General features: G+C 74.5%; 20 protein-coding genes. 9 read left to right on the top strand and 11 right to left on the bottom strand.

What is annotated here, in order from left to right; translation table 11 throughout:
- Window positions 1-139 precede the first annotated feature (139 nt).
- Complete coding sequence (locus ACGFIA_RS05850) at window positions 140-1,129, top strand: LacI family DNA-binding transcriptional regulator (RefSeq protein WP_357382994.1); 990 nt, start codon at window positions 140-142, stop codon at window positions 1,127-1,129.
- Window positions 1,130-1,173: 44 nt separating this feature from the next.
- Here the strand turns inward: ACGFIA_RS05850 and ACGFIA_RS05845 are convergent, their stop codons facing one another.
- The 3 genes from ACGFIA_RS05845 to ACGFIA_RS05835 are packed head-to-tail and all read right to left on the bottom strand — an operon-like array spanning window position 1,174 to window position 3,586.
- Window positions 1,174-1,770, bottom strand: a complete 597-nt coding sequence (locus ACGFIA_RS05845) for a copper resistance protein CopC (RefSeq protein WP_357382996.1) — start codon at window positions 1,768-1,770, stop codon at window positions 1,174-1,176.
- 20 nt (window positions 1,771-1,790) lie between these two features.
- Window positions 1,791-3,023 (bottom strand): Dyp-type peroxidase, encoded by a 1,233-nt coding sequence (locus tag ACGFIA_RS05840; RefSeq protein WP_393258874.1) that lies wholly within the window; start codon window positions 3,021-3,023, stop codon window positions 1,791-1,793.
- Entirely contained in the window at window positions 3,020-3,586 is a 567-nt protein-coding gene (locus tag ACGFIA_RS05835) for a copper chaperone PCu(A)C (protein ID WP_357383000.1), read from the bottom strand. Before ACGFIA_RS05835 ends, ACGFIA_RS05840 begins: the two co-directional genes overlap by 4 nt.
- 229 nt (window positions 3,587-3,815) lie before the next feature.
- On the opposite strand from ACGFIA_RS05835, the gene ACGFIA_RS05830 reads away from it, so the two are divergent.
- Window positions 3,816-4,220, top strand: coding sequence for a transcriptional repressor (locus ACGFIA_RS05830; protein WP_354864003.1), 405 nt, complete (start codon window positions 3,816-3,818; stop codon window positions 4,218-4,220).
- A gap of 122 nt (window positions 4,221-4,342) precedes the next feature.
- Here ACGFIA_RS05830 and ACGFIA_RS05825 read toward each other — a convergent pair whose 3' ends face one another.
- The 5 genes from ACGFIA_RS05825 to ACGFIA_RS05805 form a co-directional block, all read right to left on the bottom strand.
- Complete coding sequence (locus ACGFIA_RS05825) at window positions 4,343-9,805, bottom strand: carboxyl transferase domain-containing protein (protein ID WP_393258871.1); 5,463 nt, start codon at window positions 9,803-9,805, stop codon at window positions 4,343-4,345.
- A gap of 241 nt (window positions 9,806-10,046) precedes the next feature.
- Window positions 10,047-10,277, bottom strand: a complete 231-nt coding sequence (locus ACGFIA_RS05820; RefSeq protein ID WP_393258869.1) for a DUF2188 domain-containing protein — start codon at window positions 10,275-10,277, stop codon at window positions 10,047-10,049.
- Window positions 10,278-10,556: 279 nt separating this feature from the next.
- Complete coding sequence (locus ACGFIA_RS05815; protein ID WP_357383006.1) at window positions 10,557-11,936, bottom strand: rhodanese-like domain-containing protein; 1,380 nt, start codon at window positions 11,934-11,936, stop codon at window positions 10,557-10,559.
- Window positions 11,937-11,971: 35 nt separating this feature from the next.
- On the bottom strand, window positions 11,972-12,316 hold the full coding sequence (locus ACGFIA_RS05810) for a rhodanese-like domain-containing protein (RefSeq protein ID WP_393259312.1): 345 nt from the start codon (window positions 12,314-12,316) through the stop codon (window positions 11,972-11,974).
- Window positions 12,317-12,366: 50 nt separating this feature from the next.
- Window positions 12,367-12,681: a rhodanese-like domain-containing protein gene (locus ACGFIA_RS05805; RefSeq protein WP_393258866.1), complete on the bottom strand. Its 315-nt coding sequence runs from the start codon at window positions 12,679-12,681 to the stop codon at window positions 12,367-12,369.
- A gap of 196 nt (window positions 12,682-12,877) precedes the next feature.
- Here ACGFIA_RS05805 and ACGFIA_RS05800 point away from each other — a divergent pair, with 196 nt between their 5' ends.
- Genes ACGFIA_RS05800 through ACGFIA_RS05790 form a run of 3 tightly spaced genes read left to right on the top strand, consistent with a single transcriptional unit; the run spans window position 12,878 to window position 14,148 of the window.
- Complete coding sequence (locus ACGFIA_RS05800) at window positions 12,878-13,528, top strand: class I SAM-dependent methyltransferase (protein WP_393258864.1); 651 nt, start codon at window positions 12,878-12,880, stop codon at window positions 13,526-13,528.
- A gap of 16 nt (window positions 13,529-13,544) precedes the next feature.
- The gene (locus ACGFIA_RS05795) at window positions 13,545-13,877 is read left to right on the top strand and encodes a superoxide dismutase (protein ID WP_393259310.1); all 333 of its coding nucleotides are present in this window, start codon (window positions 13,545-13,547) and stop codon (window positions 13,875-13,877) included.
- 4 nt (window positions 13,878-13,881) lie between these two features.
- Window positions 13,882-14,148 carry a superoxide dismutase gene (locus tag ACGFIA_RS05790; RefSeq protein ID WP_393258862.1) on the top strand — a complete coding sequence of 89 codons (267 nt, stop codon included), beginning with the start codon at window positions 13,882-13,884 and terminating at the stop codon, window positions 14,146-14,148.
- Between the two features lie 16 nt (window positions 14,149-14,164).
- Here the strand turns inward: ACGFIA_RS05790 and ACGFIA_RS05785 are convergent, their stop codons facing one another.
- Together ACGFIA_RS05785 and ACGFIA_RS05780 are read right to left on the bottom strand one after the other, a co-directional pair.
- Window positions 14,165-15,388 carry a sugar efflux transporter gene (locus ACGFIA_RS05785; protein ID WP_393258860.1) on the bottom strand — a complete coding sequence of 408 codons (1,224 nt, stop codon included), beginning with the start codon at window positions 15,386-15,388 and terminating at the stop codon, window positions 14,165-14,167.
- A gap of 56 nt (window positions 15,389-15,444) precedes the next feature.
- The gene (locus ACGFIA_RS05780) at window positions 15,445-17,019 is read right to left on the bottom strand and encodes an FMN-binding glutamate synthase family protein (protein WP_393258858.1); all 1,575 of its coding nucleotides are present in this window, start codon (window positions 17,017-17,019) and stop codon (window positions 15,445-15,447) included.
- 40 nt (window positions 17,020-17,059) lie between these two features.
- On the opposite strand from ACGFIA_RS05780, the gene ACGFIA_RS05775 reads away from it, so the two are divergent.
- From ACGFIA_RS05775 to ACGFIA_RS05760, 4 genes are all read left to right on the top strand, one after another.
- Complete coding sequence (locus tag ACGFIA_RS05775) at window positions 17,060-17,671, top strand: RNA polymerase sigma factor (RefSeq protein WP_357383018.1); 612 nt, start codon at window positions 17,060-17,062, stop codon at window positions 17,669-17,671.
- The gene (locus ACGFIA_RS05770; protein ID WP_393258856.1) at window positions 17,664-18,377 is read left to right on the top strand and encodes a hypothetical protein; all 714 of its coding nucleotides are present in this window, start codon (window positions 17,664-17,666) and stop codon (window positions 18,375-18,377) included. The genes ACGFIA_RS05775 and ACGFIA_RS05770 overlap by 8 nt, the downstream gene beginning before the upstream one ends.
- 68 nt (window positions 18,378-18,445) lie before the next feature.
- On the top strand, window positions 18,446-18,958 hold the full coding sequence (locus ACGFIA_RS05765) for a hypothetical protein (RefSeq protein WP_393258854.1): 513 nt from the start codon (window positions 18,446-18,448) through the stop codon (window positions 18,956-18,958).
- 37 nt (window positions 18,959-18,995) lie between these two features.
- On the top strand, window positions 18,996-19,556 hold the full coding sequence (locus tag ACGFIA_RS05760; RefSeq protein ID WP_357383024.1) for a hypothetical protein: 561 nt from the start codon (window positions 18,996-18,998) through the stop codon (window positions 19,554-19,556).
- A 70-nt stretch (window positions 19,557-19,626) separates the two neighbouring features.
- Here ACGFIA_RS05760 and ACGFIA_RS05755 read toward each other — a convergent pair whose 3' ends face one another.
- Window positions 19,627-20,820: an endo-1,4-beta-xylanase gene (locus tag ACGFIA_RS05755; protein ID WP_357383026.1), complete on the bottom strand. Its 1,194-nt coding sequence runs from the start codon at window positions 20,818-20,820 to the stop codon at window positions 19,627-19,629.
- Window positions 20,821-20,888: the final 68 nt, after the last annotated feature.

The raw sequence follows: 20,888 nt of genomic DNA, 5'->3' as shown, positions 1-20,888 counted from the left end.
CTGGGAACGGTCGATCGACGGTGCCGATACCGATGGGACCGCTGGCGTAGACTGTCGCCACCCGGGCCGGTCCGGTCGAGATCGACCGGGTGTGGCCGCGGGCAGTGGCGAAAGTGAGGTGGCCGTGCGCGGTCCTGCGATGACGGACGTGGCCCGCCTCGCCGGGGTTTCGCACCAGACGGTCTCCCGGGTTCTCAACGGGCATCCCAACGTGCGTGAGCAGACCCGGCTCCGGGTGCAGGCCGCCATCACCGAACTCGGCTACCGGCCCAACCGCGCGGCCCGCGCGCTGGTGACCGGCCGGTCCCAGGTGATCGGTGTGGTCGCGCAGAACACCACGCTCTACGGTCCGGCGTCGCTGCTCGCCGCGTTGGAGCAAACCGCCGCCGAGGCCGGTTTCGCGGTGAGCATCGGCAGCGTCCGCGACCTCGACCACCGCTCCATCTCGGCGGCAGTGGAACGGCACCTGGCGCATAGGGTCGCCGGCATCGTGGTGATCGCGCCGGTCGAGTCCGCCGGTGAGGCGCTGGAACGGTTGCCCCAGGACGTGCCGCTGGTGACAGTCGACGGCGACCCGCGACGGCCGATCCCACTGGTGACTGTCGACCAGGTCGCCGGTGCCCGGGCCGCCACCGAGCACCTGCTGGCCGCCGGGCACCGCACGGTGTGGCACGTGTCCGGCCCGTCGGACTGGTTCGACAGCGCCGGCCGGATCGAGGGCTGGCGCGAGGCGTTGCGGCAGGCCGGCGCCGAGATCCCGCCGCTGGTCCATGCCGACTGGTCGGCGGCGGCTGGCTACCGGTGCGGGCAGATGCTGGCCCGGATGCCCGAGGTCACCGCCGTCTTCACCGCCAACGACCACCTGGCGCTCGGTGTGCTGCGGGCGCTGCACGAGCACGGCCGCCGCGTCCCCGACGACATCAGCGTGGTGGGGTTCGACGACGTGCCCGAGGCGGCGTACTTCATCCCGCCGCTGACCACGGTACGCCCGGACTTCGACGCGGTGGCAGCGGCGAGCCTGGACCTGCTCCTGGCCCAGATCGAGTCGCAGAGCGCCGGGCCGCTGCGGCAGACGATCGCCCCGACGCTGGTGCCGCGCCGCAGCGTCGGCCCGCCGCCCGCCCGCTGAGCCGCGGCTTGCCCCTCCGTGGCCGGCCCCCGACGGTCCGATCGTCAGTGGTCCGTGCGACGAGCGCGCGCCCGGCGCACGACCAGCAGCACGATCCCGGTGACCACGAGCAGACCGGCGACCGCCCCGCCGGCCAGCAGCGCGACCGGCGGGCCGTCGTCGCCGGACCGCGTACCGGAGGCGTCCGGCTCGCCCGCGCCGGCCGAGGTGTCCGCGCCGGTCGACGCGGAAGCCGCCGCTGACGCGGGAGCCGACGGCTCGGGCGCGGCCGGGTCGGCCACTGTGAAGCGGTACGAGCCCTGGACCGGGTGGCCGTCGCGGGAGACCACCCGGTAGGCGACGGTGTAGGTGCCGTTCACCAGCGGCTCGTCGATCGTCACCGTGCCGGTGACGCCGTCCACCGCCGGTGCGCCGGTGGGCACCGCGCGCCGGCCGGCGTCGCTGAGGGTGATGGTGGTGAAGGCCGGGTTCAGCCGCTGCATGAACCGCAGCGTGACCTGCGTCGGCGCGCTGGTGAGCCGGGCGTCGCGCGCCGGGGTGGCCTCCTGCAACGAGTTGTGCGCCGCCGCGGGCGTGGCCGGGACCAGCAGCAGCGCGGTGAGGGTCGCGGCGAGCAGCGCGGTGACGGATCGGGTACGCATGACGGGCCTTCCTGTGGTGGTCAGCCGAGCAGCTGCCGGCCGACCCAGCCGCCCTCGGGGCAGCCGGGCGGTACGGCGAACACGGCGGAGCCGATCGGGGTGGTCCACTCGTTGAGCAGGTCACGCTCGGCGAGGCGGCGCTGGATCGGCAGGAACTGCCGGGCGATGTCGGCCTGGTACGCGGCGAAGACGAGCCCACTGTCAGCGTTCCCCTCGGGGGTCGGCACGCCGTCGTAGTTGTAGGGCCGGCGCAGGATCTTCTGCCGGTCGTCGGTGACACGGGCCCGGGTCAGGTGCGAGAAGTCGGGGATCACGGTGAGCCCGTCCGGGCCGAGCGCGGCGAAGTCCGGCTCGTCGTGTTCGGCCCGCCCGGTCAGCGGCGCGCCGGTGTCGAGGCGCCGTCCGACGGCGAGTTCCCGGTCGGCGCGGCCCAGCAGGTCCCAGGTCTCCAGGTTCATGCTGATCCGCCGCACCACCAGCGTGGTCGAGTCCCGCAGCCAGTCCGGCCCGTCGGTCACCCACACCGCCGTGTCGGCGGGCGTGCCGGGCTTCGGGTTGGCGGTGCCGTCGAGCTGCCCGAACAGGTTGCGCTGGGTACGCCCCGGCTCGGCCCCGGCGGCCCGCCGGAAGCCCTGCTGCACCCAGCGGACGACGGCGAACGGCCGGCTGTCCTTGACCAGGACCCGCTGCGCGTGGGCGACGGTGAGCGGATCGTCGGCGCAGATCTGCAGCAGCAGGTCCCCGCCGGACCAGCGGGGTTGCAGCCGGTCGATGCCGAACGCGGGCAGCTCGGCCACCGAGGCGGGCCGCCGGTCGTCGAGCCCGGCGGCGGCGTACAGCCCGGGGCCGAAGCCGAACGTGACGGTCAGCCGGGCCGGCAGCACGCTCAGCTCCGGCTCGGTGTCGGCCAGCGCGGGGCGGCCCTGGGTGAGCCGGGCGGCGTCGTCGGAGAGCAGCCGCAGCATCCGGCCGAGCGCCGCCCGGTCGGTGCCGGGCCGCAGCGTGAACGCGACGAACGCCGCGTGCGCCTGCGCGTCGGTGGTGACCCCGGACTGCCGGGCGCCGTGGAACGGCTCGACCGCGTCGCCCACCCGGGCCACCGGGACGGCGTCGTCGGGGCGTACCCCGGGAGCGCGGGCACGGACGGCGGCGAGGGCGCCGGCGCCGGCCAGCGCGCCCCCGGCGGCCGCCGCGCCGCCGGTGAGCAGGCCACGCCGGCTCACCCGGCGGGCGGGCGCGCCGGTGCCGGTCATGACGCCGGGCTCGCGCCGTGCCCGGGCGCGTAGCTCTCCTGGGCGCCGGTGAACGGCTTCGCCACGGCGGTGAACGTCTGGGTCCGGCCGTCGGCGAAGGTGAGCGTGACGTCGAGCTGGTCGCCGGCGCGCACCGGCCGGGTGAGGTCCATCAGCATGAGGTGGTCGCCGCCGGGTTCCAGGGCGACCTGGGAGCGGGCGGCGACCACGACGCCGCCCGGCTTCTGCCGCATCGCCATCTTCCCGTCGGTCATGGCCATCTCGTGGATCTCGGCCCGGGACACGTCGGTGCTCACCCCGGTGATCGTGACGTCGGTGTCGCCGTCGTTGACGATCGTGGCGAACGCGGCGGTCATGCCCTTGTCGGCGGCCTTCACCCACGGGTCGCGGACGGTGAGCACACCCGCCGCGGCGCTCGCCGACGCCGGGGCCGGCGCCGAGGTGGCCGGTGAGGCGGCGGACGTGGTGCCCGAGGAGCCGCAGGCGGTGATCGACGCGGCCAGCACGGCGGCGCCGATCAGGGCCGCCGGGCGCAGGAACCGGCGGCGGGTGGTGCTGGACATGACGTCGTCCCCTCGAAGATCCGGTGTTCGTACCGTTTGTCGGCGCGGTGCCACGGAAAGTTCCGGCCGGGGCCGTCGGGCACGTCACACCCGGCCGGTGGGCCGTCCGCCGAGCCGGGTTCGGCGGTGCGCCCGGAAGGCATAATGGTTCCGGGTGTCACGTGGCGCGCCGGGTGCGGCCGCGGCCGGCCGAGGGTGCCGGGCGGGCGCCCGGACGAGGGAGGCGACGGTGACCCAGGCGACGACCGGGGCGACCCGCAACACCCGTCAGCGTGCCGAGGTGCTGGCGCTGCTGCGGGAGTTGGACGGCTTCCACAGCGCGCAGCAACTGCACCAGATGCTCGTCCAGCGGCAGGCGAAGGTCGGCCTCACCACCGTCTACCGGACGCTGCAGATGCTCGTCGACAACGGCGAGATCGACTCGGCCCGGCTGCCCGGCGGCGAGCATCTCTACCGGCGGTGCAGCCAGAGCCGCCATCACCACCATCTGGTTTGCCGCCGCTGCGGCCGGGCCGTGGAGGTGGCCGGCCCGGCCGTGGAGCGGTGGGCCGACCAGGTCGCCGCGCGGCACGGGTTCACCGACGTCGGGCACACCCTGGAGATCTTCGGCACCTGCGACCGCTGCGCCGCCTGACCCGCGCGGCGAGCTGACGAACACGGTTCCCGTTACCGGATTGCCGGACCTGTCGCACATCGCCTCAAGCGGAACGGCGGGCGGCCCCATGGGTCCGCCCGCCGTCCCGCTGTGCGACGGGGTCAGCTCAGCCGTGCCTCGATCGCCTCGATGACGCGGGGACGCAGCTCGGCCGCGCGGACCACCGCGTCGACCGACCCGACCTCGACGGCCCGCTGGATGCTGTGCACCCGGTCGAACTCGGCGGCCACCTCGCCCAGCTTCTCCGCCCGCACCGATGCGCGCAGCTCGTCCAGCTCGGCCGTGAGCGTCGCCCTCTCGGTGCCGGCCGCGGCGGCGACCCGGGCCTCCAGGTCGCGTACCCGCGCGTCGGCAGCGGTGCGGGCGGCGACCTCGCCGGCGAACACCACGGCGGCGGCCGGCGCGCCGCCCAGCACGGAGGCGAACGACCCCTCGATCGCCAGCACCGTCATGTCCGGGTTGAGCGCCTTGGAGAAGACCACGAACGCGCCGCCGTGATAGCGCGAGATCACGCAGAACACGATCGGGCCGCGGAAGTTCACGATCGCCCGGCCGATCTCCGCGCCGTACTCCAGTTGCAGCTTGCGCATCGACTCGGGCGAGCCGTCGAAGCCGGACAGGTTGGCCAGCACGACCAGCGGCCGGTTGCCGCTGGCCGCGTTGATCGCCCGCGCGGCCTTCTTCGACGAGCGCGGGAACAGCGTGCCCGCGGTGTAGGTGTCCGGGCCGTCGGTGGGCGGGAAGCCGTGCCGGGGCACCGAGCGGGACTCGATGCCGAGCAGGCACACCGGGATGCCGCCGAGGTGCACGTCCTGCACCACAGCGGTCTCCGCGTCGGCCATCCCGGCCCACCGCTCCAGCACCGGGTGGTCCTGGTCGGCGAGGGCCCGCATCACGGTACGGATGTCGAACGGCTTCTTGCGGTCCGGGTTCGCCGTGGCGGAGAAGATCTCACCGACGGTGGCGAAGTCGCTGCCGGCCACCGCGTGCGGGTAGCCGCAGATGTCCCGGTCCACCGGGTCCATGGTGACGGCCCGGCGCGGTGCGGCCTCGCCCGGCGCGACGTACGTGTGGTCGTAGTGCGCCATCAGCACGTCCCGCGCGGCCGGCAGGTCCGGCGCCCAGTACTGCGCCTGCCCGTTCGGGCCCATCACCCGGTCGTAGCCGCCGATGCCGAAGTTGTCCTCGGCGGAGACACCGCCGGAGAAGTCGAGCGACTGCTTGCCGGTGAGCACCATCGCCGAGTCGGGCGTCATGACCAGCACGCCCTTGGTGTGCATGAGCATCGTCGCCTCGGCGTTCCAGTACGGCTGGGCGCCGACGTTGATGCCCGCCACCACGATGTTGATCTCACCGCCGTCCTGGGTGAACTCGACGATGCGCTTGAGCGCCGCGGCCACCCAGTCCATGTTCTCCGTGCCGGAGGACATCGAGATCCGGGCGCCGGCGGACAGCGCGTACCACTCCAGCGGCACGCCCATCCGCTGCGCCAGGTCCAGCGCGGCGATCACCCGCCGGCACTCCGGCTCGGAGAGCGCGCCGAGCGACTTGGTCGGGTCGCCGAGCAGCACCACCCGGGTCACCCCCTGCGGATGCCGCGGCGTGGGCGTGGTGACCACGCCGGCCACGATCGCCGCGGTGTTGCGGCCCTTCGGCCGGTCCACCGGCGCCAGTTCGTTCTCCGCGTCCAGGTCGTGCTCGACGAAGTCGCCCAGCAGGCCGGTCAGCTCGTACGGGTAGACGGTGTTGCGCCCGGCCGCGCGCAGCACCTTCAGCCGGTACTCGTCCAGCGGCTCGACCGGCTCGGCCGGCGGCTCGCCCACGGTCAGCCGCGCGTGCCCGGTCACGTCGAAGGTGATCCGCACGCCGACCTTGGTGAGCTCCCCGGTACGGCGGTCGCGCTGCCGGGCGATGAACAGGATCTCCTCCAGTTCGGCGCCCACAGTGGTCGGGCGTACCCGGCCGGCGATCAGTTCCATCTCCTCGCGGGTCAGCTCGCTGGGCGGCCACACGTAGATGACGATCCGGTTGGTCGGGAACCGCGACTTCGACGGCCGCCGCGACTGCGCCCGGCGGATCGAGTCGAGGCAGGCCGCCACCGCGTCCTCGGTGGTCGGCAGCGCCACCAGGCGGCCGTCCTGTTCCCGCAGCTCGGTCAGGTCACGCACCTGCGCGAACGCCACCAGCCGCTGGTCGGCCGGGTTCTGCCGGGCGACCGCCTGGAACAGGTAGACCTCCTCGTCCAGCGACGGCAGCCGGGTCAGGTCGAACTCGCGCAGCCGCTCCAGCTGCATCCGCTGCGCGATGTACGGGTGCAGGCCGCGGATCAGCCGTTCCTCGGCCATCCCGCCGCCCTCGGCCGGACGGAACGTGACGTGGTGGTGCATCACCGCGCCGGCCCGACCGGCCACAGTGGTGGTGAGCCGGCGCACCTGCTGCGGCAGCGGGTGCGCGTTCACCACCTCCAGCAGCGCGGCGGCGGTGGCGCCCAGGTCCTCGGGCTGGTTCTCCCAGGACAGGTAGACGTCCGCGTCGACCGCCTCGCACTCCCGGGCCACCTCGGCCAGGCCGCGCAGCGCGTCGCCGAGCGCGTCGAAGCGTACGGCGGCCGAGACCACGCTCGACCCGGTGCGCCCGGCCACCACGAACGTGCAGCCCTCGGCGGTGCGCGTAGTGACCTCGGTGAGCGCCTTGTTGCCGTAGTAACGGCGGGTCAGCACCTCCAGCATTGTCGCGTTGTCCGGGGCGTTGCGGACCAGACGCTGGCCGAGCAGCCGGACCAGCGGCTCGGTGCTGCGCACCATCTCGGCCATCCGCTCGGCGCGGTCCGGCGCGTCCGGCTGCGCGTCGAGGTGCCGCAGGTGGGAGCGGACCCGGGCGTAGACGCGGGCCCGGTTGCGACGCAGCAGCGGCTGGGCGAACCAGGCGAACACCACGCCCCGGGCCAGGTCGGCGACCACCGGGAAGCGGACCTGGGTGGCCGCGACGAGGCGTTCCAGCGTGAGGCCGGCCGGCTCGCGCAGCGCCTCGTCCGGCGGCGGCTCGCGCAGCCAGGAGCGCAGTAGCGCGGCGATCACCGTGGCGTCGGCGGCGGCCCGCTGCTGCGCCAGGAAGATCCGGAAGACCGCGGCCTCCAGCTCGGGGGAGCGGTCCAGCTCGGTGACGCCGTAGTGGGCGAGCGCCTTGGCCAGGCGGGCCCGGAACGGTTCCGGGCAACCGGCCCGCTCGACGTCGAGGCTCTGCAGGTAGGTGTGGAAGTACTCGCGGGCGCTGGGCGCGTGCCCGCCCGGCGCGTCGTCGCCGGGCCGGTTGCGGCTCAGCTCGGCCAGATCGGCGAAGACGTTGACCAGGTCCAGTTCCTCGGCCAGCGGCCGGTGCCCGGCCTCGGTGGCCGCGCGCCGCGCGTCCAGGTAGTCGTCGAGCACCCGGCGCTCGTCGTGCGGGTCCACGTCGTAGCCGAGCATCAGCGCGCACAGGTCCTCCCGGCCGCGTGCGGCCCGGGACCGCGCCGGCACGTCCGCGGGCGCGACCGGCAGGTCCAGCTCCACCGCCGGCCCGGCCGGGCCGGCGGCGGCCTCGGCGCCCTCCTCGGCGACCGGCTCCAGGCGCAGCAGTGGCGCACCGGCCTCCACCTGGGTGCCCACCGCCACCGAGGACTCCTTGAGGCGGGCCCGGAACGGCGCCCGCAGCACCGTCTCCATCTTCATCGCCTCCAGCACCAGCACCGGCGCCCCGGCCTCGACCTCCGCGCCGACCGCGAGCGGGGTGGCGACCACGAGCGCCGGCATGGGGGAGCGCAGCACGCCGCCCTCGTCGCGGCTGATCCGGTGCGTCACGCCGTCCACCTCGACCAGGTGGACCGGGCCGTGGGTGTCGGTGAGCAGGCGGAACCGGGCGCCGTTGACGGCGACCTGGCCGGTGTGCCGGTCGAAGCGGTCCAGCTCGACGTCGGCGGTGCGGACGTCGCCGCCGACCTCGACGCCGACCCGGAACCGGTGCGCGCCGACCCGGGCCACCCGCATCCGGTAGGTCACGCCGCGCAGCTTCAGGTCCAGCGGCCGGCCGCTGCGGTGCTGCACCTGGGGGCGTCCACCGGCCGCCGTGGACAGCAGCCGCTGCCGCTCGGCGGTCTCGTCCTCCTCGTACGCCTCGATCGCGGCGGCGGCCAGCGCGACGGCGGAGTGCCGGTGCGCGACCAGGCGGCCCTCGCCGCGTACCCGGTCGATCCAGCCGGTGTCCGCGCTGGCGTCGATCACCTCGGGCTGGTCGAGCAGGTCGAGCACGAAGCTCTTGTTCGTCGCGCCGCCGGCGATGACCACAGTGGTGTTCGCCATGGCCCGGCGCAGGCGGCCCAGCGCCTCGTCGCGGTCCCGGCCGTACGCGATGATCTTCGCGATCATCGAGTCGAAGTCGGCCGGGATGGTGTCGCCCTCGCTGACCCCGGTGTCGACCCGGATGCCCGGGCCGGCGGGCAGGTCCAGCCGGGTGATCCGGCCGGGGGAGGGCGCGAAGTCGCGGTCCGGGTCCTCGGCGTTGAGCCGCGCCTCGATCGCGTGCCCGCGCTCGGCCGGCGGCCCGCCGGTGAGCCGTCCGCCGCCGGCCACGTGCAACTGCGCCTTGACCAGGTCGAACCCGGTGGTCGACTCGGTGATCGGGTGCTCGACCTGAAGGCGCGTGTTCACCTCCAGGAACGCGAACAGCCGGTCGCCCGGGTGGTAGAGGAACTCCACAGTGGCCGCGCCGCGATACCCGACGGCGACCGCCAGCCGCTCCGCGGACGCCTTCAGCTCCGCGGTCTGCTCCGGGCTCAGCACCGGCGACGCCGACTCCTCGATCACCTTCTGGTTGCGCCGCTGCACCGAGCAGTCCCGTACGCCGAGCGCCCACGCGGTGCCCTGGCCGTCGGCGATCACCTGGACCTCGACGTGCCGGGCGCCGGTGACCAGGCGCTCCAGGAACACCACGCCGCTGCCGAACGCCCGCGCCGCCTCCTGGCTGGTGCGCTCGTAGGCGTCGGCCAGTTCGGCGTCGCTGCGGATCACCCGGATGCCGCGCCCGCCACCACCGGCCGTCGCCTTGAGCATCAGCGGGTAGCCGATCGAGGCCGCCGCGCGCAGCGCGTCCTCCAGGCTCTCCACCGCGCCGCGGCTCCACGGCGCGACCGGCACGCCCACCTCCTCGGCGATCAGCTTCGCGCCGATCTTGTCGCCGAGCTTGCGCATGGCGTCCGGGCTCGGCCCGACGAACGTCACGCCGACCTTCTGGCACAGCTCGGCGAACGCCGGGTCCTCGGCCACGAAACCCCAGCCCACCCACGCGGCGTCCGCGCCGGTGTCGACCAGCGCGCGCTCCAGGACCTTCAGATCGAGGTACGGGCGGGCCGACGCGGGGCCGAGGTCGTAGGCGATGTCCGCCTCGCGGACGAAGGTGGCGGTACGGTCGACGTCGGTGTACAACGCGACGGTCTCGATCCGGCTGCCGGTCTCCGCGGCCAGTTCCCGGACCGCGTGGATGAGCCGCATCGCGGCCTCACCACGGTTGACGATGGCGACACGGCTGAACACGTGACCGTCCCCTTCGGTAGACCCACGGTGGTGCGCCGGGCGGCGGCGGTGCCCCCGGCTTGCCTCACCCTTCCGCCTGTGCGCGGGCCGCGCCATGTCGTAACCGCCGAAGCCTGAGCGGGGGCCGTTGTGGGAACCCAACAAAAGTTTTTAGCCAGGCGCTCACTACCGGCGGGTATGCGACAACGGCGCCGGACCCGAGCGGGTCCGGCGCCGTCTTGCGACGTGCGGTGTTGGCGGCTCAGCCCGGGATGTTCCGGGGGTCGCGCTCGCGGGGGTACGTGTTCTTCTCGCCGATCGTGCCGTCCTGCTTCTTGATCACGTGCTCGGTGCCGCGTTCGACGGCCATCTCCCGGCCCGCCGCTTCGGCCTCCGCCTTGGTGTCGTGGCGGCTGGTCGCGCGCTCGTTGCCCTCCGGGCGGTTCTTCCACTGCCCGTCCTGCTGGTAGGTGTCGATGTCGCCCTTCGCCATGCCGTCAGCTCCCTCGTTCGTGTGCCTGATGACAAATGTCTGCCCATGCGCGGGGAGTGCTAATCCTGGTGGCACTATCCGGCGGGGGGGGGGGGGGGGGGGGGGGGGGGGGGGGGGCCCGCCCGGCCCGGCCGCGGCGGGGGGGGGGGGGGGGGTGGGGGGGGTGTGGGGGGGGGGGGGGGGCCGCCCCCGCGGGGGGGGGGGGGGGGGGGGGGGGGGGGGCCCCCCCCGGGGCGGGGGGGGGGGGGGGGGCCCCCCCCCCCCCCCCCCCCGCCCGGGTCAGGCGGCGGCGTGCAGTCCCTGCCAGGCGCCGTACCCGCCGAGCAGGTCGGACACGTCGGAGTGACCGGCGTCGCGCAGCAGGCTGGCGGCGACCGACGAGCGGTACCCGCCGGCGCAGTGCACCACGACGGGCCGGCCGGCCGGCACCTCGTCGAGGCGGCGGGTCAGCTCGGCCAGCGGGATGTGCAGCGAGCCGTCCACGGCACCCTGCTCCCGCTCACCCGCGTTGCGCACGTCCAGCACCACCGGGGCGTCCGGACGATCGAGGGCCGCGCGCAGTTCGGTGGCGGTGAGCCGGCTGGCCCGGGTCATCTCGGTGACCATCTCCAGGAACGCGCTCTCGGGCTCGCGCAGGTAGCCGATGACCCGGTCGAAGCCGATCCGGGCGAGGCGGACGACGATCTCCTCCTCCCGGTCCTGCGGGGCCACCACGAGCACCGGCCGGTCGGGTGCGACGACACTGCCGGCGGTCTCGGCGAACCGGCCGTCGGCCGGGACGTTGAGCGCGCCGCGCAGGTGCCCGGTCGCGTACTCCTGCGGGTCACGGGCGTCGACCACGACGGCGCCGTCGGCCCGGGCGGCCAGGAACTCGGCCGGGGTGAGCGGGCGGGCCGGCCGGGCGTGGTCGAACAGCTCACGCGCCTTGCGGTTGAGCACCGCGTCGAAGGCGAAGTAGCCGGGCGCGGCCGGCTGCCCGCCGGTGACCAGGGCGAGGAAGCGCTCCTCGCTCATCGGCGCGCAGGCGTAGTTGGTGCGGCGCTGCTCGCCGATGGTGGACTGCCGTTCGGTGGACAGGTTCTTGCCGCAGGCCGAGCCGGCGCCGTGGGCGGGGAAGACGCGCACCTCGTCGGGCAGGCCCATCAGCTTGCGCTGCACGCTGTCGTAGAGCATCCGGCCGAGTTCCTCGGCGGTCACGCCGAACGAGGCGAGCAGGTCCGGGCGGCCCACGTCGCCGATGAACAGCGCGTCGCCGGTCAGCACGCCGTACGGGGCCGGGTCGTCGGCGCGCTCGTAGACCAGGATGCTGATCGACTCCGGCGTGTGACCCGGGGTCTCCATGATCTCCAGGGTCACGTCGCCGAGGCTGATCCGTTCGCCGTCGGTGAGCTTGCGGCTCGGGTACTCGGTCTCGGCCCGGTGCCCGTAGCCGATCCACGCCCCGGTCGCGGCGGCCACCTCGAGGTGGCCGGCGAGGAAGTCGGCGTGGAAGTGGGTGTTGACGACGCCCTCGATCGTCAGGCCGTGCGCCCGGGCGTCGGTGAGGTACTCGTCGATGTCCCGGCGCGGGTCGACGAGCAGGGCCCGGCCGGTGCGCTCGTCGGCGATCAGGTACGAGGCCTGGGACAGGCAGTCGAGGTAGTACTGGGTGAACAACATCGGCGTGCTCCTTCTCCTGGTGATGAGGCGTCTGCTCAGGCCACGTGGCCCGGCCGGCCGCCCTTGGCTCGTACCGCCAGCCCGGCGCTCGCCCACGCCCGCATGCCGCCGGTCAGGTCGTGCACCTCGTGGCCCGCCGCGGCGAGCATCCTGGCCGCCCGCCGCGATCGCGCGCCGGACCGGCAGACGGTCACCACGGGCCGGTTCGCCGGCACCTCGGACAGCCGGTCCGCGAGCTGCCCGAGCGGGATGTGCCGGGCGCCCGGCGCGTGCCCGGCCCGCCACTCGGCGGGCTCGCGCACGTCGAGCAGCAGCGCGCCCGCGCCGGACAGCGCCGCGGCCTCGGCCGGGGAGACCCGGGCGACGCGGGGGCCGAACAGGCGGCGCAGGAAGCCGGTACGCGGACCGGCCGCCGTCTCCGGGCGGCTGGTCACGGCCGGCTGCCGGCTGTCACCGGGCGGCCCGAGCGCACCCAGGCCGAGGTGCCGCCGCTCACCGACAGGGCGGCGACGCCGGCGCGTTCGAGCAGCTCCGCGCCGACCCGGCTGCGCCCGCCGGCCTCGCAGATCACGTAGACGGTGCCGGTGCGGGGCACCTGCGACATCTGCGTGGCCAGGTGACCGAGCGGCACACAACGGGCGCCGGGGACGTGGCCGCCGAGGTATTCGGTGGTCTCCCGGACGTCGATGACAGTCGCCCCGTCCGCGTGGGCGGTGGCGAACGTGGTCAGGTCGACCTCGCGCATGGGTGTTCTCCTTCCGGACTCTTATACCCCCGGGGGTATCTGCTCCCGACGGTAGCGCGGCGTCCGACCGGCTGCCACCCCCCGGTCGTCCGGTGTCCGCGTTTGCCGGAACGGCAAGGTTGCTTGCTGTCCGGCCGGCGGCGGCGCACGATTCGCGGAGGCCGGCCGGGAGACGCCCGGCGGCGAGGAGGCGGACATGACGGGGCACCACCACCACGAGCACCCGGCGGACACCGACGCGGCCCGGTTCTGGGACGAGCGGTACGGCCAGCAGGACCGGATCTGGAGCGGCCGGGTGAACCCGGTCCTGGCCGAGGTGGCCGGCACGCTGCCCCCGGGCACCGTGCTCGACCTCGGCAGCGGTGAGGGCGGCGACGCGGTGTGGCTGGCGTCGCGGGGCTGGCGGGTCACCGCCGTGGACATCTCGTCGGTCGCGCTGGACCGCCTCGCCGTGGAGGCCGAGCGGGCCGGGGTGGCGGAGCGGATCACCACCGTGCGGCACGACCTCACCCAGGGCTTCCTGCCCGGCCGGTACGACCTGGTGTCCGCGCAGTTCTTCCAGTCGCCGCTGGTCCTGCCCCGGGAGAAGGTGCTGCCCCCGGCGGCCGAGGCGGTCGCGCCCGGCGGCCGGCTGCTCGTCGTCGAGCACGGCGCGCCGCCGCCGTGGGCCGGGCCCGACACCGGCCACCACCGGTTCGCCGACCCGGAGGAGATCCTGGCCGCCGTGGCCCTCGACCCGGACGGCTGGGACGTCGAGCGGCTGGGCGCGGCGCGCCGTACCGCCACCGGCCCGGACGGCCAGACCGGCGAGCTGATCGACCACGTGGTGCTGGTGCGCCGCCGCTGACCGCCCGGACGGCGACCTGGCCGCGGCGATCGACGAGCACTTCGGCTCGTTCGACGCGTTCGCCGGCCAGCTGTCGGCGGCCACGAAGAGCGTGCAGGGCTCCGGCTGGGGCGTGCTCGCCTGGGAGCCGCTGGGGCAGCGACTGATCGTCGAGCAGGTCTACGACCACCACGGCAATGTCGGCCAGGGCGCCACGCCGCTGCTGGTCTTCGACGCCTGGGAGCACGCCTACTACCTGCAGTACCGCAACGTGCGTCCGGACTACGTGGACCGGCTGTGGAACCTGGTGAACTGGTCGGACGTGATCGCACGCTTCGCCGCCGCCCGCGCCGCGACGCCGAAGATCTGATCCGGTGGGCGGGTTCACCCCCGAGGCGGCGGAACTGGTGCAGCGCGCCGCCGGGGTGATCGCGGCCAAGCACCGGGGTGACCTCGCCGGTGCCGAGGATCTGCTCGCCGCGTTCCCCGGCGAGCAGGCCCGGACCCTCGGGTTCTACCTGCTCGCCGACCTGGCTCTCGGCCTGGTGCGGGCGAGCAGCGGGCAGAGCATGGATGACCTCGTTCGGGAGCTGTCCCTGCTGATCGCGGCCACCGCCGGCCGGCCGCCCGCCCCGAGCTGATCCCGGTGCCCGTGGGTCACCCGCCCACGGGCACCGGTCCGGCTCGGGCCTGCGGCCGGGTCAGCAGCAGCACCAGCAGCCCGGCCGCGCACAGGGCGGTGGCGAGGGCGTACGCCCACCGGTAGCCGACCTGCGCGGAGAGCCCGAGCAGCGGCCCGGCGAGCATCGCGCCGATCGGGAACGTGTTTGTGAACAGCGTGGTGGCCCGGCCCGGCTCGCCCGGCAGCAGATCCTGCACGTAGGCGATGCCGACGCCGGACACCGCGGCGATGAACAGCGCGTTCACCGGTTGCGCGAACAACAGCACCGGCACGCCCGGTGCCAGCGCGGCGGTCGCGTAGTAGGCGACCCCGCAGCCGCCGCCGAGCAGGATCAGCGGCCGCAGCCGGACCCGCGCGGTCAGCGCGCCGAGCCCGAGCATCAGCGGGATCTCCAGCGCCGCGCACAGGCCCAGCACCAGCCCGGCGCGGGAGGGGTCGTCGTTCAGTTCGGTGTCGATGAACAGCGGCAGCGCCTGCACGCCGAGCGTCAGCGGGCACTGGAGCAGGACGAACGCGAGCGCCGTCAGCGCCAGCCGCAGGCGGGACGGGCCGGGCGGGCCGGGTGCCGCGCCGGCCGGATCGCCGGCGACCGGCCGCGCCGGCAGCGGCAGCTCCTCCAGCCGGAACGCGGCCACCAGCGCGGCCAGCGCGTACATGGCGGCGGCCATGCCGTAGACCAGGCGGAAGCCGCCGACGTCGAGCAGCACCGCGGCCAGCGCCGGCCCGGCCACCCAGGCCAGCGAGAACACGGTACGCATGAGGCTGACGCCGAACGCGGCCCGCGCGGGATCGTCCCTGTCGAACAGTGCCCGGGTGTACGCGAACGACTGCGGGAACAGCGAGTTCGCCAGCGCCGTGGCGGTGGCCGTGAGCCCCAGCAGGATCCAGTAGTCGCGGACGTACGCGGTCAGGCCCGCGCCCACCACACCGGCCAGCGCGGCGCCGACGAGCAGCGCACGCCGGATCGGCAGGCGGTCCGACAGCCGGCCGACCAGCGCGGAGGCCACCACCCCGGACAGCGGCGCGACGACCAGGAACACTGTCACCCGTACCGGACCGGCGTGGACCTCCCGGTCGAGGAACAGTGACAGGAACGGCAGCACCACCGCGGTGGAGAGGCCGACGGTCAGGAACACCACACCCAGCGGGAGCAGCCGGAAGGGCCCGGCGCGTACCGCCGGCCTCGTGTCCACAGCCATGCGGCGGACTGTACGCCGCGGCGGTGCGGCAGCCGACCGGGTTTCCGCGGCCGGCGTCAGCCGACGGCGGTGGGGGAGGGCGGCGCGCTGCCGCCCTGCGGCGCCTCGGCTGTCATCAGCCGGACGATCTCCGCCCGGTCGGCGGCCGACGGCATCCCCCACTCCGGCCGGTAGCCGAACGCCCGGTCCAGCGGGATCGACGAGGTCCGGCCGTCGAGGATCTCCACCGAGTCGGTACCGATCAGCCCGGGATGCTCGACGCCGCACGCCTCGGCCACCTTCACCAGGTCGCGGCGCAGCGTCCGAATGTAGTTCGCGGCCCGCACCGCCTTGCGGGCCGGGTCCAGACCCCGGGCCAGCCAGGCGTTCTGCGTGGCGACGCCGGTCGGGCAGGTGTCGGTGTGGCACTTCTGCGCCTGGATGCAGCCGATCGCCAGCATCGCCTCCCGCCCGACGTTGACCATGTCCGCGCCGAGCGCGAACGCCACCACCGCGTTGTCCGGCAGGCCGAGCTTGCCCGCGCCGACGAACACCACCCGCTCGTGCAGGTCGCGTTCGGCGAAGGTCCGGTAGACCCGGGAGAAGCCCTGCTGGAACGGCAGCGAGACCGAGTCGCTGAAGATCAGCGGCGCGGCGCCGGTGCCGCCCTCGCCGCCGTCGACGGTCACGAAGTCCACGCCGCGCCCGGTGTCGCGCATCAGCGTGGTCAGCTCCTCCCAGAACCCGAGGTCGCCGACGGCGGACTTGATGCCGACCGGCAGGCCGGTCTCGGCGGCGAGCAGCTCCACCCAGTCCAGCAGGCTGTCGCAGTCGGAGAACTCGGCGTGCCGGGACGGGCTGACGCAGTCCCGGCCGGCCGGGACGCCCCGGGTGGCGGCGATCTCGGCGGACACCTTCGCCGCCGGCAGCAGGCCGCCGAGGCTGGGCTTGGCACCCTGGCTGAGCTTGACCTCCAGCGCGCGTACCGGCGCCGACGCCACCAGGTCTTTGAGCCGTTCCAGGCTGAACCGGCCCCGCTCGTCGCGGCAGCCGAAGTACGCGGTGCCGAGCTGGAAGACCAGCTCGCCGCCGTTGCGGTGGTACGGCGACAGCCCGCCCTCGCCGGTGTTGTGCAGGCAGCCGGCCAGCGCGGCGCCCCGGTTCAGCGCCTCCACCGCGTTGCCGGACAGCGAACCGAAGCTCATCCCGGAGATGTTCACCACCGACTCCGGCCGGAACGCGCGCGCCCGGCCGCGTGCCGCGCCGAGCACCTTGGCGCAGGGCAGCGTCACGTCGTGCCCGGCGGTCGGCGTCGACGGCGGGACCGCCCGGCCGAACGTCCGGTGCTTGATGATCGGATAGCCGGAGGTGTGCTCGATGTCGTTGTCGGTGCCGAACCCGAAGTAGTTGTTCTCCTGCTTGGCCGAGGCGTACACCCAGCGGCGCTGGTCGCGGGTGAACGGCCGTTCCTCGTCGTTGCCGGCCACGATGTACTGCCGCAGCTCCGGGCCGATCGACTCGATCAGGTACCGGGCCCGGCCCAGCACGGGGAAGTTGCGGCGCAGCGCGTGGTCGCGTTGCAGCAGGTCCCGCGCCGCCAGCGCGGCGACGGCGGCGACGGCTGCGGGTACGGCTCTTCTCGCCCAGCTCATCCCGCCACTCTTTCCGGCCCGGCACCCGGTCAAACGCCTGATGGAACCCGGCCGCCCCGGGCGGTGTCATGGATACGGACCGACGGCGGAGGCTGCCCTGGACGACGACGAGCTCGTCACCCGCGTACGCGCCGGCGACCGGGAGGCGTACGACGCCCTGGTCGCCCGGCACACCGCGTCCGCGTACCGGACGGCGGTGCTGCTCGGCGCCGGGCCGGACGCCGAGGACGTGGTCCAGGAGGCGTTCGTGAAGGCGTACCGGAAACTGTCCCGCTACCGGGGCGAGGCGTCGTTCCGGTCCTGGCTGCTCGCGATCGTCGCCAACGAGAGCCGGAACCTGCACCGGACGCGTATCCGCCGCGACGGGCTGACGCTGCGCGCGACGGCGGATCCGGTCGCGGCCGGCGCCACCGTGCCCGACGGGCTCGACGCCGTGCTGGCAGCCGAGCGCCGGACGGCGCTGGTGGGGGCGCTGCGGCGGCTGCCCGTCCGGGACCGCGAGGTGATCGTCTGCCGATACCTGCTCGACCTCGGCGAGGAGGAGACAGCGACAGTGCTGGGGGTGCCCCGGGGCACCGCGAAGTCCCGGACCCACCGGGCGCTGGCGAAGCTGCGGGCCCTGCTGGACCGGGAGGTGGCGCACCGTGGATGACCTGGAACGGGAGCTGCGGGAGCTGACCGGATGGCTGGAGCCGGCCCGGACGCCGGATCTCACCGCCCGGGTCCGCGCCCGGCTCGACGCGCCCGCGCCCCGCCGCCGGTGGCGGTACGCGCTGGCCGCCGCGCTCGCCGTGCTGCTCGTGGCGGCGCTGCCGCCGGGGCGGGCCGCGCTCGCCGACGCGGTGACCGGGCTGCTGCGGTTCTCCGGGGTCGTCATCGACACCGCCCCCGCGCCGCCGCCGACGGGCACGCCCTCGCCGCTGCCCGCGCAGCACCAGGTCGCCCTCGCCGAGGCACAACGGCAGGTCCGGTTCCCGATCCTGGTTCCGGCCCGCCTCGGCGCACCGGAACGCGTGCTGGTGGCCGATCCGGACGGCGCCGGCGCCCACCGGGTCGTCAGCCTGCTCTACCGGGGCGGCACGGTACGCCTGGACGCGTTCGACGGTTCGCTCGACATCGTGTTCCACAAACGTTCCCTCGGGTCGGACGTGACGCTCACCCAGGTCGGCGGCGAGTTCGCGATCTGGGTCGGTGGCCCGCACGCGCTGGCGTACGTGGACCGGTCGGGGACGGAACGGGTGGCCACCGCGCGGTCGGCCGCCGCCACGCTGATCTGGGAGCGGGCCGGGGTGAGCTACCGGCTGGAGGGGGACCTGACCCGCGAGCAGGCGCTGGACGTCGCGTCCTCCCTGGAGTGAGCGCGGCGGGAACCTCGGGGCGCCCGGCGGTGTCGTGAGGACGAGAGTCGTCGACGGGGGAGGCCCGGATGTCCGTTCCGAGAAGAGTCCTGCTGGTGCCGGTCCTGCTGTTGGCCGGTTGCGCCGGCCCGGCACCGGTCCCGGCCACCGAGTCAGCCGCCGCCACCGAGCCAGCCGAGCCGGCGGCCTGCGCCGAGCGGCTGGAGACCGGCCGGCTGCCGGACTGGGCGGACGCCGGGTTCACCGGCGACACCCGGGTGCGGCACGTCTTCGGCGCCCGGGGCGGCATCGTGGCGATCCTGTTCGCGTACCCGCTGGTGCACGCGCGCGGCGACGGCGCCAACAACAAGATCCTCTGGGTGGCCCGCCCGGAGCCCGGCCGGTCCGAACCGGCGCCGCGCACCCCCCTGGTGATCACCGCGACGCGGGACAGCACCGGCACCCCTGTCGTCCGGGAGGTGGAGGGCGGGCCCGGCCCGTCCATCGTCGACCTGCCGGCCGCCGGATGCTGGCGGCTGCGGCTGGACTGGTCCGGCCGCACCGACACGATGGACCTGGTCTACCGGCCGGCGTCCGGCTGACCGGCATGGCCGCTGCCGGTCCGGGTAACGCTGCGTCATGGCGAAGTACACCGAGCCGGAACTGCGCGAACGCCTCAAGGCCGAGATCCGCGCCTCCGACAAGGGCGGCCGGCCGGGGCAGTGGTCGGCCCGCAAGTCGCAGCTGCTGACGAACGAGTACAAGAAGGCGGGCGGGGGATTCGAGGGCCCGAAGGACGCACGGCAGCGCTCGCTGCGACGCTGGGGCGGCGAGCAGTGGCAGACCCGCAGCGGTGACACGCGTGCCCGCAACGGTGGCGAGACCCGCCGTTACCTGCCCAAACAGGCGTGGGAGGAGCTGTCGGAGGCGGACCGGCGGGCCACCGACACCCGCAAGCGCCGCGCGTCGCGCTCGGGCCGGCAGTACGTGCCGAACACCGCCCCGGCGAAGCGGGCCCGCCGGGACGCCACCGCCGCCGAGCGGATCACCGAGTTGCCGGTGACCGAGGCGGTCAAGCTCATGGGCGACCTCGACACCCGGCAGCTCGGTGCGGCGCTGCGCCGCGAACGCGGCGGCAAGGCCCGCAAGACGCTCATCGGGCGGCTGGAGTCGGAACTGGGCCGCCGCCGGGCGGCGTGAGCGGGCACCGGGCCGGACACCGGCGGCGGGACCGGTCACCGGACCGGCCCCGCCGTGGTGCGCCGGTCGCCTAGCGGCGCGGGTGCTGCGGGATGCGCGGCAGCACGTAGGGCGGACCCGAGAAGATCAGGTCGGCCTTCAGTTCGTGGTACGCGCGCTTCGGCTGGTAGTTCTCGTCGTACACGGTGGCCAGGCCCTCCGGCGGGTCGGAGAACGCGCCGGGCACCCAGGAGTGCTTGTCGGTGAATCCCCAGAGGGTGAACGACAGGCAGTGCCGCTCGGCCAGGCATGCCTGCATCAGCACGCTGAAGTTCGCCGCCGACGCCTGCAACCTCGGATTGATCTCGGCGGAGTCGCCCGCCTCCACCCCCTCGGTGATCTGGCTGCGCACGTCCACCTCGGTGAGGGCCGTGGCCAGCCCGAGCCCGGCGAACTTGCGCAGGGCCGCGGCCACCTGGAGCGTGCTGAAGTTGCCGTACTGGGTGCCCAGGTGGCCCTGTGCGCCCACGCCGTCGATCGGCACGCCCTTGGCCCGCAGGTCACGGGCCATGTCGTAGACGAACTGCGTCTTGTCGTCGGCCGGGTTCCCGGAGCCGAACGCCTCGATGTTGTAGTCGTTGTAGAACAGCAGCGCCTTCGGGTCGGCGGCGCGGGCCCAGCGGAACGCGTCGGCGATGTAGCCGGGGCCGAGGTTCTGCGCCCAGAACCCCTTGTAGTGCAGGGTGGACGGGGTGTCCCAGGGGTCGCTGACCGCCTCGTTCACCACGTCCCACTGCCAGATCTTGCCCTTGAAGTGGGTGACCACGGCGGTGATGTGGTCGCGCAGGATCTGGCGCAGCTCGGCCTTGCTGATCGAACCGTCCGCGACGCCGCTGGTCAGCCACGCGGGCAACTGGTTGTGCCAGACCAGCACGTGGCCCCGGACCCGCTGGTTGTTCTTGCGGGCGAACTCGACCAGTTCGTCGGCCGGACCCCAGTTGTAGGTGCCCCGGGTGGGTTCGAGGCTCTCCCACTTCATCACGTTCTCGGCGGTGACTGTGGAGAACTCGGACGCGGCCAGCTCGCGGTAGCGCGGCTCGGCGGCGTTGTTGAGGGTGTCCATGTCCACTGCGGTGCCCACGTACAGGCCGTGGCGCTTGGCCAGGTCACGCAGGCTCTGCGCGGTCGGATCGTACGGTCGTCCGGCTGTCGCGGGTACGACGTTGAGGGCGGTGGCGGTCGCGACGGCGACGGTGCCGGCGGCGAGCCAGCGTCTCAGCTTCATGTCGTTCCTCTCGGGAGGGTGCGCGCGGCCGGGGCCGGCGGTGACGGTGCCGGGGACGCCGCGCCGTG

Source organism: Micromonospora sp. NPDC049203 (genome assembly GCF_043197215.1).
Classification (GTDB): Bacteria; Actinomycetota; Actinomycetes; order Mycobacteriales; family Micromonosporaceae; genus Micromonospora.
This window is presented reverse-complemented; position numbering and strand designations above follow the sequence as displayed.